This window comes from Heyndrickxia ginsengihumi (assembly GCF_011008565.1).
Taxonomy (GTDB): domain Bacteria; phylum Bacillota; class Bacilli; order Bacillales; family Bacillaceae_C; genus Weizmannia; species Weizmannia ginsengihumi.
Genome location: NZ_JAAIWK010000031.1, coordinates 25162 through 41825, shown reverse-complemented (window position 1 = coordinate 41825; position 16664 = coordinate 25162). Strand labels below are relative to the sequence as shown.

At 35.2% G+C, this 16664-nt stretch carries 18 protein-coding genes and 2 pseudogenes; 7 read left to right on the top strand and 13 right to left on the bottom strand.

From position 1 onward, the window contains the following. Nucleotides 1–162: 162 nt before the first annotated feature. From G4D61_RS15540 to G4D61_RS15525, 4 genes are all read right to left on the bottom strand, one after another. Complete coding sequence (locus G4D61_RS15540; RefSeq protein WP_025730765.1) at nt 163–657, bottom strand: aminodeoxychorismate lyase; 495 nt, start codon at nt 655–657, stop codon at nt 163–165. Further along, entirely contained in the window at nt 647–1027 is a 381-nt protein-coding gene (locus G4D61_RS15535; RefSeq protein ID WP_035353670.1) for a hypothetical protein, read from the bottom strand. Before G4D61_RS15535 ends, G4D61_RS15540 begins: the two co-directional genes overlap by 11 nt. A gap of 272 nt (nt 1028–1299) precedes the next feature. Beyond that, nucleotides 1300–1671, bottom strand: coding sequence for a replication termination protein (locus tag G4D61_RS15530; protein ID WP_025730768.1), 372 nt, complete (start codon nt 1669–1671; stop codon nt 1300–1302). Between the two features lie 221 nt (nt 1672–1892). Continuing rightward, nucleotides 1893–2876 carry an L-lactate dehydrogenase gene (locus G4D61_RS15525; protein ID WP_371316483.1) on the bottom strand — a complete coding sequence of 328 codons (984 nt, stop codon included), beginning with the start codon at nt 2874–2876 and terminating at the stop codon, nt 1893–1895. Between the two features lie 214 nt (nt 2877–3090). On the opposite strand from G4D61_RS15525, the gene G4D61_RS15520 reads away from it, so the two are divergent. The 4 genes and pseudogenes from G4D61_RS15520 to G4D61_RS15505 all read left to right on the top strand — a co-directional run bounded on the left by G4D61_RS15520 (nt 3091) and on the right by G4D61_RS15505 (nt 5568). Then, nucleotides 3091–3564 (top strand): divergent PAP2 family protein, encoded by a 474-nt coding sequence (locus G4D61_RS15520; protein WP_025730772.1) that lies wholly within the window; start codon nt 3091–3093, stop codon nt 3562–3564. 187 nt (nt 3565–3751) lie between these two features. Further along, a pseudogene (locus G4D61_RS15515) lies at nt 3752–4037 on the top strand (multicopper oxidase domain-containing protein); the annotation flags it as partial. A gap of 439 nt (nt 4038–4476) precedes the next feature. Beyond that, complete coding sequence (locus G4D61_RS15510; RefSeq protein ID WP_025730776.1) at nt 4477–4974, top strand: hypothetical protein; 498 nt, start codon at nt 4477–4479, stop codon at nt 4972–4974. 132 nt (nt 4975–5106) lie between these two features. Then, nucleotides 5107–5568, top strand: a complete 462-nt coding sequence (locus G4D61_RS15505) for a hypothetical protein (RefSeq protein ID WP_035353679.1) — start codon at nt 5107–5109, stop codon at nt 5566–5568. Between the two features lie 24 nt (nt 5569–5592). On the opposite strand, the gene G4D61_RS15500 is transcribed toward G4D61_RS15505, so the two are convergent. Both G4D61_RS15500 and G4D61_RS15495 read right to left on the bottom strand, forming a co-directional pair. Beyond that, nucleotides 5593–6210 carry an NUDIX hydrolase gene (locus tag G4D61_RS15500; protein WP_163174301.1) on the bottom strand — a complete coding sequence of 206 codons (618 nt, stop codon included), beginning with the start codon at nt 6208–6210 and terminating at the stop codon, nt 5593–5595. A gap of 35 nt (nt 6211–6245) precedes the next feature. Then, nucleotides 6246–6863 carry a LysE/ArgO family amino acid transporter gene (locus G4D61_RS15495; protein ID WP_025730781.1) on the bottom strand — a complete coding sequence of 206 codons (618 nt, stop codon included), beginning with the start codon at nt 6861–6863 and terminating at the stop codon, nt 6246–6248. A gap of 125 nt (nt 6864–6988) precedes the next feature. On the opposite strand from G4D61_RS15495, the pseudogene pdxR reads away from it, so the two are divergent. Beyond that, nucleotides 6989–8440: pseudogene (gene pdxR, locus G4D61_RS15490) on the top strand (MocR-like pyridoxine biosynthesis transcription factor PdxR). Between the two features lie 75 nt (nt 8441–8515). On the opposite strand, the gene G4D61_RS15485 reads toward pdxR, so the two are convergent. Then, nucleotides 8516–9076, bottom strand: coding sequence for a DUF420 domain-containing protein (locus G4D61_RS15485; protein WP_025730785.1), 561 nt, complete (start codon nt 9074–9076; stop codon nt 8516–8518). Nucleotides 9077–9407: 331 nt separating this feature from the next. Between G4D61_RS15485 and G4D61_RS15480 the strand changes: the two genes are divergently transcribed. Next, nucleotides 9408–10196: a Cof-type HAD-IIB family hydrolase gene (locus tag G4D61_RS15480; RefSeq protein ID WP_035353685.1), complete on the top strand. Its 789-nt coding sequence runs from the start codon at nt 9408–9410 to the stop codon at nt 10194–10196. Between the two features lie 120 nt (nt 10197–10316). On the opposite strand, the gene G4D61_RS15475 is transcribed toward G4D61_RS15480, so the two are convergent. The 4 genes from G4D61_RS15475 to G4D61_RS15460 form a co-directional block, all read right to left on the bottom strand. Continuing rightward, complete coding sequence (locus tag G4D61_RS15475) at nt 10317–10514, bottom strand: hypothetical protein (RefSeq protein WP_025730788.1); 198 nt, start codon at nt 10512–10514, stop codon at nt 10317–10319. A 220-nt stretch (nt 10515–10734) separates the two neighbouring features. Further along, nucleotides 10735–10914: a small acid-soluble spore protein H gene (locus G4D61_RS15470; protein WP_025730789.1), complete on the bottom strand. Its 180-nt coding sequence runs from the start codon at nt 10912–10914 to the stop codon at nt 10735–10737. A gap of 274 nt (nt 10915–11188) precedes the next feature. Next, the gene (locus G4D61_RS15465) at nt 11189–12160 is read right to left on the bottom strand and encodes an aldo/keto reductase (RefSeq protein ID WP_163174299.1); all 972 of its coding nucleotides are present in this window, start codon (nt 12158–12160) and stop codon (nt 11189–11191) included. A 170-nt stretch (nt 12161–12330) separates the two neighbouring features. Continuing rightward, nucleotides 12331–13128, bottom strand: a complete 798-nt coding sequence (locus tag G4D61_RS15460) for a formate/nitrite transporter family protein (protein ID WP_025730793.1) — start codon at nt 13126–13128, stop codon at nt 12331–12333. A 385-nt stretch (nt 13129–13513) separates the two neighbouring features. Here G4D61_RS15460 and G4D61_RS15455 point away from each other — a divergent pair, with 385 nt between their 5' ends. Continuing rightward, nucleotides 13514–14038 carry a type 1 glutamine amidotransferase domain-containing protein gene (locus G4D61_RS15455; RefSeq protein WP_025730795.1) on the top strand — a complete coding sequence of 175 codons (525 nt, stop codon included), beginning with the start codon at nt 13514–13516 and terminating at the stop codon, nt 14036–14038. A gap of 107 nt (nt 14039–14145) precedes the next feature. On the opposite strand, the gene G4D61_RS15450 is transcribed toward G4D61_RS15455, so the two are convergent. Both G4D61_RS15450 and G4D61_RS18255 read right to left on the bottom strand, forming a co-directional pair. Then, a complete protein-coding gene (locus tag G4D61_RS15450) occupies nt 14146–15333 on the bottom strand; it encodes a phenylacetate--CoA ligase family protein (RefSeq protein WP_025730797.1) in 1188 nt (395 codons plus the stop codon). Nucleotides 15334–15335: 2 nt separating this feature from the next. Beyond that, a complete protein-coding gene (locus tag G4D61_RS18255; RefSeq protein WP_025730799.1) occupies nt 15336–16451 on the bottom strand; it encodes a methyl-accepting chemotaxis protein in 1116 nt (371 codons plus the stop codon). Nucleotides 16452–16664 lie beyond the last annotated feature (213 nt).

Genomic DNA, 16664 nt, shown 5'->3' with positions numbered 1-16664 from the left:
CAAAAACGATTAAACGGCCTTAGCCCGATGGAATATAGAGCTAAAGCCGCTTAAATCATTTTTATTATTTCCACTGTCTACTTGACAGGGGGCAGTTCAAAGTTACATTTACGGGGTTCTTTCTAATAGAAAAATAATAGTATGATAGTGTCGAATTGTACATTAAGGTTTGAAAATCGTTGAGATGACTTGGTTATATGACATTTCACTATCTACTTCATATGTACCAGGACGCAAGTTATTTTCTATCCCTTTATTTTCTACATCTTTTGAGAATTTAAAGGCATCATCAATAATTTTAGCTTTAACAAGTAATTTACCGACATCAATACTAGTCATACCATCTGTTACTTTAAACACTACTCGGTAAATAACTTTATTTGATTTATCATTAGATGAAGCAGATTTTTGTGAGGCTGTTTTTGCGTCAGCTATATGTTTATCATATTCAGCTTTCGTTTGAACGACATATCCTGCAGATGCAAGTTTATTTTTCATTTCTGATTCAGAAGGCTGCGCTGCAGTTTGCGTTTTACTTTCAACTGTTTTATCAGTTTTTTTAGACGAACCATGGTCACTAGAAAAGTAGACGCCACCACAAATCGCTGTTGCAATAAGAACTCCTGCTGCAAAGCTGCTCAATAAGTTAAATCTCATCTGCAACTTTTCTCCTTTCATCCTTTGATGTCAGGTAAGGAGTTAGTAACTGTTTAATTTCACTCGCTGACACCTGTTTTTTATCCGCAATGCTTTCAATTGAGTAATTGCGTTTATATAAGTCTAGTATTTCACGAAGAAACAGTTTTTCTTGTGAGGAAATTTGAACGCCTGCTTCCTTCGACACAATTTCTATATCAAGCTCAATGTCTCGGATTGTTTCTTTCACATCATTGATTTCGTTCATGACAGCCATATGGATCATATCAATTTCATTTTGCTTCTCTTTAGAAGCTCGTCCGGATTTTGACATCGAAATGATAAACAACAATGCTGATACCACAAACAAAATGGCTAATGTCCATTCCATTAAAACGTCCTCCTTCATTTAGAATAGATTGTTTCAAATACTTATTATACATGGCAAACCGAAATTTTTCGATTTAAAAATCGTAAATACGACAAAAGTCCGATAATTTTTCGTTTAAAATGCTTTTTAAAACATAAATTTTCCAATTTTATTTTAGTCGTTTTCTCTTGAAGCATTGGACTCCACTTATCCGCAATGCCTTCCACACATAAAAACAAGTCCGTTTAAAACAGGACTTGTTAATTTTTATATTGTAGAAATACTGTAATAATTTAGAAGTTATCTTTCAGTGCTTTTTGCAGTAGTTTAACGCACCGATCCAAATCTGTTTTTACTAACTTTTTATAGGCTTGCGCTTTTTCGTGATCCTTTATTTTATAAACAACAACTTCTTTACGCTTCGCCCCTGCAACCTTCACTTTCCCCTTCGTTAATATTTCTTCTTCATCTTCAAGTTCATGTAGAGCACGGTATACTTCTGAATGCTGAGGTTCAAACCCAAGCGGTTTAAATTCCTTTTTCAATTCATCTAATAATTTTAATCCGTACCAACGACCATTTTCAATATTTGTGATAATATATAATTTCAAAAATGCACGCTGTTTAATCAAAAAGCCTGTACTTTCTCTTTTATTCGTATCCATTATTCTCATCTTCCTTTTGCTGTGTCGTTACAACAGAACATATGTTCACTTAGGTGCATAATTGAAAGGAATACATTGTGTTTTTAGCACATACTGTAATTAGATAGATATTTCTGATATCTGTTCTTTGTTTGTAAGATTACTAGCTCTATTGAATTAGATTTCCATTATTTTTTACAATAGAGCCAGCTTTTTGATTTTTAATACACCTGTTATTGATCTTACTTTATAAATTCTTTTCCTGTCTGTGCAACTTTCATCGTTTCTTGAATATATTTCGCTGATTTATGAAGCCATTCAGTTTCTTGTTCATCTAATGAAATTTCTAATTGCTTTTCTACCCCATTCCGTCCGACTATACAAGGCATACTGAAAGCTACATCCCCATCATATCCGTATTGCCCGCGCAGTGTGGTTGAAATTGGATAAACACTATGTTCATCTAACATAATTGCTTTCGCTAAAGTAACTGCAGCTTGAGCGATTCCTGCATTTGTCCATCCTTTTCCATTTAAAACATCAAAAGCAGATTTAACAACCTGTTTTCCGATTTCTTCCCTGTGCAATGGTTCTTTTCCTTTAAATACTTGATCTAATTCTTTTTCACCAAATCCTTGAATATTTAAGCGACTGAATACCGGGAAAGCTGTATGTCCATGTTCTCCCATCATATAACCGGTTACACTTTTTGGATCAATATTGTAATTATTTGCTATTACATAGCGCAACCGTGCGGAGTCTAGCATTGTTCCTGTTCCAAATACTCGTCCTTTCGGATAATTAAATTCATTTTCAGCGATGTATACCATTGTATCTAGTGGGTTCGTAATCATAATAATAATGGCTTCTTTCGTATAGGCAGTAATACCGGTCATCACTTCACGAATAACAGCGGCATTTTTAACTGCCAATAATGCCCGATCAGGCATCTCATCTTCAGATGATTTCAATACACTTGGACCTGCTGCGCAAATAATTACATCTGCATCTGCGCACTCTGAATAATCTCCCGCTTTTACAGTTGTATTTGTCATATATGTAAGGGCGGTTGCATGCGCCTGATCTAGCGCCTCTCCAAAGGCAACCTCTTTGTTAATATCTATTACGGAAATTTCTGAAAATAGACCTAATTTCATCGCATCCGCAAGCACATACGAACCGACGTGACCGACACCGACGATAACTAATTTATTGTTATTTTTCAATTTTCTCATCCTCCTTTATGTATATTTTACCATACAACATATTTGTCGAAAGCAAGAAACTCTTGTCTTTATTAAGTTTTTCGCACTTTCAAAAGCGTTAATGTAAATGGAATGAACAGTGCCATGAATTCCAATAAAAAATATTTCTGGACAGGTTTTGAATACAAAGGTTTTTCATAATCTAAGAACAACAATAATTAAATAGGAGGACAATATGCTATTATCCTATCCAATTTTAGCCGCTCTTTTAGGGATGTTAATAGCCCAGTTTGTAAAAATCCCTATTCACTTCTTCAATACACGCGAAGTAAAATGGGGATTGATGTTCAGTACTGGGGGAATGCCAAGTTCCCATACAGCGACGATTATCGCATTAACGACAGCAATCGGATTAACATCAGGATTTTATTCAAATGAATTTGCCATTTGTATTGTCATCTCAATGATTGTTATGCATGATGCTACAGGGGTTCGGCGCCATGCAGGGTATCACGCTGAAGTGTTAAATAAATTATTAGCTGATTTCAATCGCTTAATCGAAACGTTAAAAGACCCGAATTTAAAGAAAACAGAGTCTAGAGAAAAACTTAAAGAATTACTAGGTCATCAGCCCGCTGAAGTATTTTTTGGAATTATAACAGGCATTATTGTTAGTATTTTAACTTATTACATCTATCCATTTTCATAATGATATACAAAAGCTTAGGATATATTGCCTAAGCTTTTTGAATGGCCGATTAGGGAACTGCCTTCTTCATAAAAAGGAATTAGTAATAAAAAAATACTACATACAGGAGCTGAAGATGTGAACATATTATTAGAAAAATTTATTGAAACACTGCCAATTCTTCAAACGTAAAAACCAAGCCGTCACGATTGAACAGTTTAGACAAAAATTACACAGGGATTTACCACTCACACAGTTATGGGGATATAATGGTAGCTATCCTGGCCCACTATTTGATGTGGAAAAAGGAAAACCAATCAAGGTTAAATGGGCAAATAACCTTCCACAGCGGCATCTCCTGCCAGTGGATCAATCAATTCGGAGATCTTCCTGAAGTTCGAACAGTCGTACATGTACATGGAAGCGAAACACAATCGGATAGCGACGGGTATCCTGAAGCATGGTTTACAAATGACTTTATGCAAACAGGCCCTTATTGTAAACATAATGAACGCAGATGCAAGACACTGTTGTAGCATCATCTGCCCAAATTACTGTGTAATGATGAGATTTTTTCCATTTGCCGGGCAGTATGTTGGGCATTGCCATATTTTAGATCATGAGGATCATGATATGAAGATATGATGCGTCCATATCTCGTAATTGATCCGCACGACTTAAATATAATGATTCAATTGCAACATTATTTCAGGAAATTAGAAAAAACGCATGTAGATTTTATATCCTTTCATCCTCCCCAGTTTTCGAATAACAGCCTACTTGTTATAGATACAACTGGGGCATTTTTTAGTTACAAACGTTTTTTTAGTTTTTGACTTTTTTTATTTCTCGTCGACTGTTAATGTAAAATCAGATCCATTATTTTAATATTTTTATAAAAACTACACATCCTATCGTTATGGAGGTGTGAAAGTGAAAAGCTCAAGGCTCATTTTAATTATAATCTTTGTTCTTTCGTGGTTAACCTTGCCTTTATTAGGTCGAGAGGCCTTCAAAAAATATCTTCCTTCTGCAATATTCATGTGCATTTTAACAAAGGTTTTAGATGAATATGGAAAAAGAAAAAAATGGTGGCGGTTTTATAAAGGGATTCCCCCATTAAACAGTATGGATATATTTAATATTGGTCCGTATTTCATCACTAGTTTGTGGGTGCTCAAATTAACATATGGCAAATTCCCAAAATACTTTATGTCAAATACAATACTTCATATTTTATTTATTTTCCATGGAATAAAATATATTCAACGACTTAACATTCTATCGTTAGTAAAACTAACAAAAGTCCAGTATTTATTAATTGATGCAGCAAGAGCATTGATTCTATATGGATTTCAATATATTCAAGAAAAAATACAAGCATGTTTTCACTCGATTCAAAGGAAAAGAGTTCATTCAAATGCTAAATAGGCTGTTGAATCCAAAGGTCACAAATTCATGTTATTTGTGCTTTTTTTATGTGAATCGATTTTTAAAAGGTCCATTGCCACTAGAACATATTTTAATAAAAATTACACACCCTACAAATATTGGAGGTGCAAAGTGAAAAGCTCAAAAATCGTGTTAATTGCCATCTTTATTCTCTCATGGTTAACCTTGCCATTATTAGGTAAGCAAGCATTTAAAAAATATGTTACAGCTGCCACCTTTATGTGCGGTCTTACTAAAGTGTTGGATGTATATGGTGAAAAGAAAAAATGGTGGCGGTTTTATAAAGGAATTCCACCATTGGACAGTTTCGATATTTTTAATCTTGGTCCTTATTTTATTACTAGTTTATGGATGCTCAAACTAACATATGGTAAATTACGAATATTTTTAATTTCAAATACACTTCTTCATATTGTCTTTATTTTTGGCGGGTTAAAATATATGAAACGATTTAAAATTTTATCTTTAGTAAAATTGACAAAAGTTCAATATTTAGTAATTGACTTCATACGAGCTGTGATTTTGTATGCCTTTCAATATAATAAAGAAAAATTAAAGACATCTTCTCACTGAAATCACATGAAGGAACATACCTAATTAGTCAAAATCAACGGGTTCTAACGGGTTTTGCAAATGTTTAAAGGCAATTTCTATTTGCGTTATTGTATTTCTAGTAATTGATAATAGCGGTAACGCATCTTTCGAAAAAAATTGAACTGCATCCGTTTCGATCCCTGCCTGTGGTTGTCCCCCGATTAATTCGCATTGTATAAAAAGTTTATATACAGCATAAGGAGAATAAGGGTGTGCATGACATTTTTTATCGAAAACCGCAAGCAATTTACTCGATGCTACTTCAAGCCCCGATTCTTCCTTTACTTCTTTCACAGCGACTTCACTAGGAGTTAATCCAATATCAGCCCAGCCACCAGGCAATGACCAGTTACCATCGCTCTTTTCTTTTACCATTAATATTTTCTCGTCCTTAAATATAACCGCTCTTATATCAACTTTTGGTGTTGCATACCCGGTTTCACCTGCAAATAAGTCTTTTATGACAGACATTTCAACATTCGTTTGTTGCGACAACATTTCAACACTAATATTGCGAATAAGCTCTAAGCGTTCTAAATCATTAACATCTTTTGCATAGGCTAACCCCGCCTGTGAAATGGCCTGAAGCTTCTTTGCCCAATAAAGCCATTTAGGTTCCATTCTTTCACCACCATTGTTTATTATTGATATATCCTTTATTTAAGTGAAAACAGTTGCGCACCCATAAATAGAGCGGTTCCCCAAATAATAAAAGCAGAAACTTGATTCATTCGTTTTAATAAATGGCCTTTCTGATCAATTTGACCGACTTTTCTTCCGATCATTGCTAAAGAAAAAAACCAAACCCAAGAAACGCTAATGCATGCTATTGTGTATAACCATTTCTCAAAGCCAGTATACATAAGAGAATTTGTTCCAATTACGCCGACCGTATCAAGCATCGCATGTGGATTAAGGAGTGATACAGAAGCTGCGTATACGATTTGACGTTTCATGGAAAAATGTTGCGGCTGTTGTACAGTGTTTATATTTGATGAGCTTTTCCACAGGGCATATCCAATATATGCTAAAAAACAGACCCCGATGATTAATAGCAGCATTCTTAGCCATACGAATTGCAGCATGATAATGGACACACCTGCGACTGCTATAAAAATTAAAATTGTATCACATAATCCTGCTGTTATAATTGCCGGCAGTGCATAAATGATATGCTTATGTACGGTTCCTTGATTAAAAACAAAAACATTTTGGGCCCCTAAAGGTAAGATTAATCCAAATGATAAGATGATTCCGTGGATCAAAGGTTCCATATTGATCTCCTCCTTGATTTTTCTCTATTTAGAATAGCGAATGATAGATTTGTTGTCTCCAACCAATTGGATGGAAACAAAACCAACCATTGATTATAATAAAAGAAAAAATGGAGTTTATATATATGTTTGAAATTGAATGGAAACCGCAAAAAGCCTCTTCAATCCCTTTGCATTTGCAAATCTCTCATTATATGAAAAAGAAAATAATGAATGGTGAGTGGACAGTCGGTACAAAATTACCTTCTCAAAGAACGTTGGCTAACTGCTTTGGAGTCAATAGAAGTACAATTGTAACAGCTTTCGAAGAGTTGGTCGCAGATGGGTTAATCGAAGCAAAAGTTGGCAGTGGTACTAAAGTTGTGAATAATACATGGAGTCTGCTTGCTTCAACACCACCACCTGATTGAACTAGTTATGTATCTTCTGGCATTCATGAACCGAATATCAACATCATCCAAGAAATCAATAAAGCGGAGGCAGATCCTTACTATATTCGACTCGGTACAGGTGAACTTTCACCACATTTATTACCAACTAAAAAGATGAAACAAATTCTGCAACTGAATACAGAAAAACTTTCTTTAGGATATGAAGAACCTAAGGGAAACCTGTTATTGCGAAAAACGGTCAGTGAGTATTTAACATCAAAAGAAATTGATGCATCACCATCATCAATATTAATCGTTTCTGGAGCACTTCAAGCGTTACAGTTAATATCTGTCGGCTTATTAAAACGAGGCTCCGTTATTTTCCATGAGACGCCTTCTTATTTAAATTCGGTCCACGTATTCCAATCAGCTGGCATGAATTTATTTGGCATTCCTCTCGATCATGAAGGAATTGAATATCACACAATCAGTCGTTTAAAACGTCTGCATAATGGAGCATTGCTTTATACGATCCCTTCTTTTCATAATCCGACAGGGATGTTAATGTCTGAAAAAAGGAGACAGCAATTACTGGAAGTTTGTAAACAAGCTTCCCTACCAATCATTGAGGATGATGTTTACGGAGATTTATGGTTTGATTCTCCACCGCCAAAACCTTTAAAAGCGAATGATAAACAAGGAAATGTTCTTTATATAGGAAGCATTTCTAAAACATTGAGCCCTGGATTAAGAATTGGCTGGCTTGTTGGACCTGAACCTGTTATTGAACGCTTGTCAGATATAAAAATGCAAATGGATTACGGTTCAAGTTCTTTATCACAATATGCAGTTGCACAATGTTTAAAAAATGGAATGTATACAGAGTATTTAGAACGGATAAGGAAGGAATTAATGTATAGAAGAGATGTTATGCTTAGGCTGCTTGATAAGTATTTTAAACATATAGCCTCGTGGAATATTCCGGAAGGCGGATTTTATATTTGGCTTCGTTTACAATCAGAAATTCACACACGAAAATTGTTTTATCACGCACTGCATGCGGGGATTTTATTGAATCCAGGAAGCATATACGATGGCAGTGATCAGCATCATCTGCGTCTTTCCTATTCTTATGCATCTATAGAAGAATTAGAAAAAGGGATCATTATGCTAGCAAACTTATGTAAAAAGCTGCGCACAAAGTAAAAACGGACATGTATATTAAAAAGAGTGCGATCATAATAATGTTCGCACTCTTTTTAATTCGGTCATCTGTTGGCTTTAATAGTAAGGAGCCATCATTAAGTAAACAACAACACCTGTTATACTTACATATAGCCATATTGGCATAGCCCAACGGACAATTTTTTTATGCTTATTGATTTGCATCGTCCATCCCCATACAAGTGCAAACAATGCGATTGGCACGATGATTGCTGCTAAGAAGCTGTGGGTAATTAAAATAAAGAAATAAATTATTCTAATTGCCCCATGACCTCCATATCTTGCTGTTTCTGGAGAAATATAATGAAATGTTAAATAAGAGATTAAAAATAAAAAAGTAGAAGTAAACGCTGCAAGAATAAAACCTCTATGCAGTGAAATATTTTTCTTCATAATCGCAATGAATGCTGATACTAAAAAGATGAATGTGAAACTATTAAATACCGCATTCATTCTAGGAAGAATATTGATATCAAAGTCCACTTTCCCTTTATATCCGATATTCGTAAAAAACAACATTAAAATAATAATGTTCGCAACGAGCGACACCGCAATAATGAGTAAAGCAAAGTTTTTATTACTTTTTGGTTTATACAATTGATTCGTATTTTGAGCCATTGTGTTGTAAACACCTCACATTTCTATTTTTTAACTTGTCCAACAGTAGTGCACATCTGAATCAAGTATTTCTTACTCTATGTACTTTTTTATTCATTAAGCTGACTGATGAAGTCTTTATCTTAAATTCCCTCCTTTATCCCACCAATATCATAGCATGAATAAGTATAGTGAACAATTACACTGCATTGTTTGTCACAATTTCGAAAGATTTAGCGAAAGTCGTTCAACCGCTTTTTTTCCTCATAATTTTCTATGTGATTTATTTTATGGTAAAGTGTTTATAATACAACTTATTGGAAAATTATACATGTGGAGTGAATGAACAGTTATGACTAATTATCAAATTGTATTTTTAGACATTGATGGCACCGTTTTGCCGCCAAATGATATCATTGAAGAATCGACAAAACGGGCAGTTGCTTCTTTACATGAGCAAGGAATCGAAGTCTTTCTCGCAACAGGGAGACCACTTCATGAAATAGCAAGTATTGCAGACGAATTGAATATACATTCATTTATCGGTTATAACGGGGCGTACGCTGTCTATAATGGGAAAGATTTGCTAAATAAGCCAATGGACGAAACAATTGTCAAAAACTTTTTAACGATTGCGAAGGAAAACGGACACGAAATTGTATTATATACGCGTGAGAAAAACCTTCTCTCTTCATTAGATGATCCTACAATGAAGGAGTTTATCGAAAAATTTCGGCTATCAAAAAATGCTTTGTATACACCAGATATGAGCGATGATATTCTTGGGATTACACTAATCAAGTTAAAGGAGAAAGACGTTGCCCTTTATGAAACAAATCAGGCTGTACATTTATCACAAGTGAATATTGAAGGATTCCATCATAGCTATGATGTGATTCAAGACACTGTAAATAAAGGGTTTGCTGTTAAAAAAATTTTGGAACAACTCGGTATTCCAAAAGAAAGTGCGATTGCCTTCGGTGATGGCATGAACGATAAAGAAATGCTGAGCTATGTTGGCGAGGGATTTGCAATGGAAAATGGACATCCTGATTTATTCTCCTATGCCAATCGGAAAACAACTAGTGTTACCAATTCAGGCATCTTCAATGGCTTAAAAACGCTCGGACTCGTAAAATAATCATCTGTAACGCGATGGTTTATAAAAAAAGTGCCTGAACATCTGCATACTGGTGTTCAGGCACTCCTTTATCGTTATATTCTCTCCTCTTTATGCTTCAATTATAGCAAGAACCTCTCCTTATTCACCATCTACAAACTTTGAAAATTCTTTCATTTTCGGATCTGTTTTTAAAGATTGAACTTTAAATGGACTATATGGTTTTTTCTCATCCATAATTCCCATTTGATTACTGCCTGTTGCATCATTTATGACGGTTTCAAGTTCACCATCAAAATGTGGGTCTCTCGGATGATAGTCACGATCACGATTGGCCATAGAATTTCCCTCCTCCATAAAAATTTAGTGTTCAACGATATTATGACCGATTTTAAAAGAATTGATTTGAAGAAGGCTGAACTATCACGAATACAATGATGTTTGTTCATGAGAATTTCCGTTTTCGTTTCTAGTACAATCGAGGATGTATGCTTTTATAAAAAATGAAGTATCAAAAAAGGGATCTCAAACTTGATGAGATATCCCTTTTCCATGTAAATTATCGTTCTTGTAGGCTTGATACTGATACATTTTGCTTTTCATCAGGATTATCAAGTGGATGAACAGTAGCCGTCCCTTGTTGTTGATCAACATGTTCAATATACACACTAGTTCCGTTATGTGTGACCGTTACCATCTTCGGTGAATTCATAATTTCTTGAGCGCGTTGAGCTTCCATCTCTAACCCTCCTTTTCTCATAGCAATTACAGTATGTAACAGATGAATATAGAATATACCTTTACTTGCGATAATCATTGTTATAAAAGCAAAATCACATTAAAAAAAGAGGCTCGGACAAATGGAGATGAACTAAAGAAACCTCGAATATTGCACTCCACCCCCTCAGCGGAAATATCCTTCTCTTTCCGCGGGCGGCTGTAAGCCTCCTTGTGCAATGTTCGTCTTTAGCTAACCAGCTTTGAGTTTTTGTCCAAGCCTCTTTTTCTCTTTATTAGTTAAAACCGAGTACGGGATGTGGTACATACGGTTCTTCTATCATTGCAATTTCCTCAGATGTTAGTTGGATTGAAAGGGCGCCGACCGCATCCTCTAAATGCTGCATTTTTGTCGCTCCAATAATTGGCGCAGAAATTTGTAATACCCATGCAAGTGCTATTTGTGCTCGTGGCACACCACGTTTTCCAGCTACTTCAGCCACCTTTTCTACCACTCTGCGGTCTGCTTCAGCTGTTGATTTATAAAGATACTTTCCAAATTCATCTAATTCAGAACGGGTACTAGTTTCTTCCCAATCACGTGTTAACCTGCCTCTTGCAAGTGGACTCCATGGAATGAGACCAATTTTTTCTTCCTTACAAAGTGGAATCATTTCCCTTTCCTCTTCACGATATAAAAGATTTAAATAATTTTGCATCGAGACAAATCTTGTCCATCCATTTTTTTCTGCAATATGTAATGCTTTTAGAAACTGCCAAGCATACATCGATGATGCCCCGATATATCTGGCCTTCCCTGCTTTTACAACATCATGTAGAGCCTCCATTGTTTCTTCGATCGGTGTATGATAATCCCAGCGATGGATCTGATAAAGATCAACATAATCAGTACCAAGACGTTTAAGACTATGATCAATTTCACTCATAATTGCTTTTCGCGAAAGACCTGCTCCATTCGGACCTTCATGCATTCGGCCATGAACCTTTGTAGCGATAACAATCTCATCACGTCTAGCAAAATCTTTCAAAGCACGTCCAACAATCTCTTCACTCGTTCCATCTGAATAGACGTTTGCAGTGTCAAAAATATTAATGCCAAGTTCAAGTGCTTTTTTGATGATTGGGCGGCTTTTTTCTTCGTCAAGAACCCATTGATGATTTCCGCGTTCTAGAACACCAAAGCTCATACAGCCTAAACAAAGACGGGAAATATCTAATCCTGTATTGCCGAGTTTAACATAGTCCATTTTTATATTCCTACTTTCTTTCGGATGTAGTGACAGTTGCATTATTAACTTCTGTATTTAGACTGTAAATTCCTCTTTATTATTTTGTTATTCAAATGAATAAATAGCTTATAAAACTTCAATTTGTTGAGGATTTGCCGTCTTTTAAATATGTTTCGAACATATGATTTTCAAGAAATCTTTTTCGAAAAATGGTTATGGTTTTGCTTTTTATATGAGGCATAATAGGCAAAGCCGACAAAGACAGCTCCACCAATAACATTTCCGATAAAAGTAGGAATGATATTTTTTATACAGTCAACCCACGAAAAATACCCTGCAAATATGGCCGCTGGAATGACAAACATGTTTGCTACAACTTGTTGAAAACCAATTGCAACGAAAGCCATAATCGGGAACCAAATACCAATGACTTTTCCGACAAAATCATCAGTGCTATATGCAAGCCATATGGCAAGACATACGAGCCAGTTGCAGCCGATGGCCGAAATGAGTATTTGTATAAATGACTCATGTAATTTTGTATGAGCAATCGAAACTGTTTTATGAAGATATGGTTCCATCTCTGTCAATCCAACAATATGACCGAAAAAATAAGCAACAAAGATCGCACCACTGAAGTTAGCAAATGTTACGATACACCAGTTCTTAATCAAGCTGATAAATGATATTTTTCTTGCATAAAATGCCATTGAGACGGTCATCATATTTCCTGTTATTAATTCCCCTCCTGCAAGCACTACTAAAATCAGTCCTAAAGGAAAAACAGCAGCACCTAAAAAACTTGCCAGACTGCCCCAATGTTCAGGCACATTACCAATAACGCGAATGTCTAACAAAAAACCAAATGATATGAATACACCTCCTAAAAAACCAAGCGCAAGCACTGTAGAAATAGATAGTTTTAACTTATTAACCCCTGCTTCAATTGCAACTGATGCAATTGTTTCCGGCTTATGAAAAGCCATATGTTATCCCTCCAATTAAATAAAAAGGCAGCACCCAAAAACTTATCCATGATAAGTGTTTTGAATGCTGCCAAAAATCTTTGCACGATCCTACAAAGAAATCAAACATCATTTTTCAATATTAAATAGAAAATACGCACAACTTGCTTATTCTCCATGATATTGTTTTCCGTATTTGCTTTATTTATTTTAGCGAAAAAAGTAGAAATCAGCAATACTTATTAGTAATTTTTTACTTTCAAACAATTATATTACTCTGACTTCTGTCATATTTTTAGCAAGGCTTATATGAACTTTTACACCTAAGAACAATCAATAAAATAACAAGCATAATTGTGTTTGTTTTGTTAAAGTAATAGTATTACGAAAAGAAAGGAAGAAATATATGCTTTTAAAAGGAAAGAAGATATTATCATTAATAAGTGATGATTTTGAAGATTTAGAGTTATGGTATCCGATTTTGCGCTTACGTGAAGAAGGGGCTATTGTCCATATTACCGGCGAAGAAGCAAATAAACAATATGTTGGCAAATATGGTGTTCCAGCTGTTTCGGATATTTGTTTCCAAGATGTTGATCCATCAGAGTATGATGCTCTTCTCGTCCCTGGAGGTTGGGCTCCTGATAAACTGCGCCGTTTTGCAGAGGTTATCACCATCGTAAAACATTTTGATGAGTATAAAAAACCAATAGGACAAATTTGCCATGCAGGTTGGGTACTCATATCCGCAAATATTTTACATGGCGTTAACGTGACAAGCACGCCTGGTATTAAGGATGATATGACAAACGCAGGTGCGATTTGGCATGATGAAGCGGTTGTTGTCGATGGTCATATCGTTTCTAGCCGCCGCCCGCCAGATCTGCCAGATTATTTACGAGAATATATTAGTGTACTAGCGAAGCAATAACTATATGCAGAAAAAGGGCATTGCCAAAATGGACAATGCCCTTTTTCTGGTATCATTGTTTCGAAAAAGCTATACTAATAGATCATCATGCAAAAAAGTAGTTCAACTTATTTCATGATAACGTTAGGAGCTGCTTCTTTCTCAATATATGCATATTTCCCATATGCTGGTTTTGCTACCAATGAATCTAACGAAATTATATCTGTTTGAAAGACTGCAATATCAATCTCCAATTGTTCACTTAATTCTCTTTGGATACTTGTCATGGTCGTCTCTGCGACAGGTTCAGTAAATTGGCAAAGAAATTGAACTTCATCAGTTGTTTGTTTCACTTTCCACATAAATGGAATGTTCCGCAATGAATAAACAGCTTCTTGCAGCTCATAAAATGTGATAGATTTCCCTTTGTACTCAATTAAATCTTCTTTTCGCCCATAATGAACCATTATTGGTTTTAATTCTTCATGTTTATCAATAATTTGAACAATATCTTGATTATAATACCTTAGTAAAGGCATTCCTTCTCTGGATGATGAAATAACACAGTTCCCGACAGTTCCTGTTTCTACTGGAATACCATCTTCGTCAACAACTTCAACAAGCACATTTGGATTATCAAGATGATAGTGTCCATCTTCTTGGGTCATGAATAGGCCGCCTGTTTCAGTACTGCCAAATAATAGATGGACTGGAACATTCCACATTTTTTCGATATATCGCTTTCTTGCAGGAGAAACAAGTTCACCCGCTAATAATAAAGCCCTTAAATTTGGATTTGGAAATTGGATACCTATAAGTTTTGCTACATGATATAATTTTTCAACTTCAGATGGCAGCATCGCTAAAATTGTCGGATTTGTTCGTTGAATGATTTCAACAACACGTCTATCAGGCGTTACCAGGCTTGCTTTATCAACACCAATATGGCCCGCCTTCACTTTTTGAGTAGCATCATAAACAATAAATGATGGAATCGCTAATGCAAAAGGAAAACGGTTTAAAACAATATCTTCTGAGTGCAAGTTTAACGGAGAGTTAAGGACGACATCAGCACCGTCTTCATGATCTTGAAAAGTATACCAGCTAGGGGTCGGCTTACCTGTCGTTCCACTTGTTTCATGGTAAGTTGCCACTTTATGCAGTGGTGCTCCTAGTACATCATATGTATCTACATTTCTTAAATCTTGTTTTGTCGTGAATGGTATGTTAATCCAGTCATTTAGATCAATATGCTGTAATTTGTTTTGATATAATTTCGAGCGTAAAGCTGCCTCAATGAATAATTGGTGTCTCATTGCTATCCCTCCTGTTTTTGAAGCTCATCCTTTAATTCTTCTGCTAAAGAAAGTGTTCTAGTTGCTTTTATTTTGAATTCTTCAATGAGTCCATTTAAAGCCGTAATTTTTTCAACACCTCCTTGTTGTACTTTTTTTGTGAACTCAGTTATTTGATTCACTTCATCTGAACCAGCAGATATTTCGGTAACCGCATTTGAAACGTCCGTAATGAGCTTTGAAACTTGATCGATATCATCTTGGATGCCACTAAAAGCTTGTTTAGCATGTTGGACAATTTCGATACCATTTGCTACTTCGGTTTTTCCTTCATTCATGTAGGCAACGGATTTCGTAATCGATTGCTGGATAGAGACAACAATATCTTTAATTTTTGTTGTGGATACATTCGTTTCTTCTGATAGTTTGCGAACTTCACTTGCCACGATTGAAAATCCGTTGCCATGCTCCCCTGCTCTAGCAGCTTCAATTGCTGCGTTTAAAGCTAACAAATTTGTTTGATTAGAAATGTCGGAAATGGTATTAACAATATTTCCAATCTCTTTTGAATAGGCAGATAGATTAATAATGACATCTGAAAGTGCATCAACTTTTTTTCTAATAGATTCCATTTGACCAATAATTGTATTGATTGCCTGTGATCCTTTTCCTACTGCCTCCAAAGTTACTGTCGATTTACTTGACACATTTGCAGCATTTCCTGCAATATGTTGAATTCCATCCGAGACCTCCATCATTGCCCTAGTACTTTTTTCTACATTTTCCGCTTGAATATTCGCCCCCTTTACAATATCGTACGAAATATCGGACAAATTATCTATATTTTCGCACAAAATTTGGATTTGTTTTGTTAATTCATTACTTTTTTGATCGATTTTCTGTAAATCCAAGTCATTATTAACAACTTGATGATTCTGTATTTCTTCTTGATTAGAAGGCGGCGTTAAGCCCTTGCTGTTTACTAAAATAATGGTTGTGATAAGTGTTATACATGAAAAAATAAATCCAAGACCAATGAATAGGCTAAAAGAATGATTTAAGAAGAACAATAATAATAGAATAGTAACAATCAGCGAAGGACCGCTGTATAGGCACATTCTTATAAATGGTCGTTTCACTCTTACATCTCCTCCCTGTTTCTGTCAAACATGAATGTACTTTCAATACTAGTATCGAGTTCCTTTTCATATTATTTATAGGTAATCATTACCATTTTCAACATTGTTATTTGTTTTTTTACATGTTTCGTTGTTTCTTCGCTACACAGTTAACAGTATGAACATTTTCATATGAAAAAAAGCACACATTTTTTTGTGTGCATATAAGCAAAA

Excerpts from the sequence above, each read along its gene's own strand:
- G4D61_RS15450 (WP_025730797.1), bottom strand. The coding sequence starts at position 15,333 with ATGAGACACCAATTATTCATTGAGGCAGCTTTACGCTCGAAATTATAT.
- G4D61_RS15460 (WP_025730793.1), bottom strand. The coding sequence starts at position 13,128 with ATGGCTTTTCATAAGCCGGAAACAATTGCATCAGTTGCAATTGAAGCA.
- G4D61_RS15475 (WP_025730788.1), bottom strand. The coding sequence starts at position 10,514 with ATGGCCAATCGTGATCGTGACTATCATCCGAGAGACCCACATTTTGAT.
- G4D61_RS15520 (WP_025730772.1), top strand. The coding sequence starts at position 3,091 with ATGCTATTATCCTATCCAATTTTAGCCGCTCTTTTAGGGATGTTAATA.
- G4D61_RS15540 (WP_025730765.1), bottom strand. The coding sequence starts at position 657 with ATGAGATTTAACTTATTGAGCAGCTTTGCAGCAGGAGTTCTTATTGCA.
- G4D61_RS15485 (WP_025730785.1), bottom strand. The coding sequence starts at position 9,076 with ATGGCTCAAAATACGAATCAATTGTATAAACCAAAAAGTAATAAAAAC.
- G4D61_RS15470 (WP_025730789.1), bottom strand. The coding sequence starts at position 10,914 with ATGGAAGCTCAACGCGCTCAAGAAATTATGAATTCACCGAAGATGGTA.
- G4D61_RS15465 (WP_163174299.1), bottom strand. The coding sequence starts at position 12,160 with ATGGACTATGTTAAACTCGGCAATACAGGATTAGATATTTCCCGTCTT.
- G4D61_RS15480 (WP_035353685.1), top strand. The coding sequence starts at position 9,408 with ATGACTAATTATCAAATTGTATTTTTAGACATTGATGGCACCGTTTTG.
- G4D61_RS15455 (WP_025730795.1), top strand. The coding sequence starts at position 13,514 with ATGCTTTTAAAAGGAAAGAAGATATTATCATTAATAAGTGATGATTTT.
- G4D61_RS15535 (WP_035353670.1), bottom strand. The coding sequence starts at position 1,027 with ATGGAATGGACATTAGCCATTTTGTTTGTGGTATCAGCATTGTTGTTT.
- G4D61_RS15495 (WP_025730781.1), bottom strand. The coding sequence starts at position 6,863 with ATGGAACCTTTGATCCACGGAATCATCTTATCATTTGGATTAATCTTA.
- G4D61_RS15530 (WP_025730768.1), bottom strand. The coding sequence starts at position 1,671 with ATGGATACGAATAAAAGAGAAAGTACAGGCTTTTTGATTAAACAGCGT.
- G4D61_RS15500 (WP_163174301.1), bottom strand. The coding sequence starts at position 6,210 with ATGGAACCTAAATGGCTTTATTGGGCAAAGAAGCTTCAGGCCATTTCA.